The sequence below is a fragment of the Mesorhizobium sp. M8A.F.Ca.ET.161.01.1.1 genome, assembly GCF_004792105.1.
Lineage (GTDB): Bacteria > Pseudomonadota > Alphaproteobacteria > Rhizobiales > Rhizobiaceae > Mesorhizobium.
This window is the reverse complement of record NZ_SRTD01000164.1, coordinates 1-371: the sequence shown is the minus strand read 5'-3', so window position 1 is coordinate 371 and position 371 is coordinate 1. Positions and strand designations below refer to the sequence as shown.

1 pseudogene is annotated in these 371 nt (G+C 64.2%); it reads right to left on the bottom strand.

What is annotated here, in order from left to right:
- Positions 1 to 343 (bottom strand): annotated as a pseudogene (locus EN804_RS35135) (ABC transporter permease); the annotation flags it as partial.
- Positions 344 to 371 lie beyond the last annotated feature (28 nt).

Sequence of the window (371 nt, the reverse complement as noted above, 5' to 3'; positions counted from 1 at the left end):
CCATGCCGAAGCCGAACCAGAGGACGAGGATGGGCGCCAGCACGAAGACCGGAAAGGCCTGCAAAACCAGAACCATCGGCCAGACGAGGCGACCGAGAAGGGGGATTGCCGCGATGGTGAAAGCCACGAGAATACCGACTAGGACGCCGGCCGTCAGTCCAACGGCCATTTCGAGAAATGTAACCATGGCCTGCCCCAACAGGAAACCGGGCTGGCGCAGGAAGGCCGCGGCGACATCGGCCGGCGCCGGCAGGATATAACGGGGTGGCGAGCACAGCCATGTGCCTGACTGCCAGAGAACAAGCAGGAGACCGACACCGTCCAACGCATGGGCGGCACGCACGAGCCGAACCTCAGACCCAGACGCCACG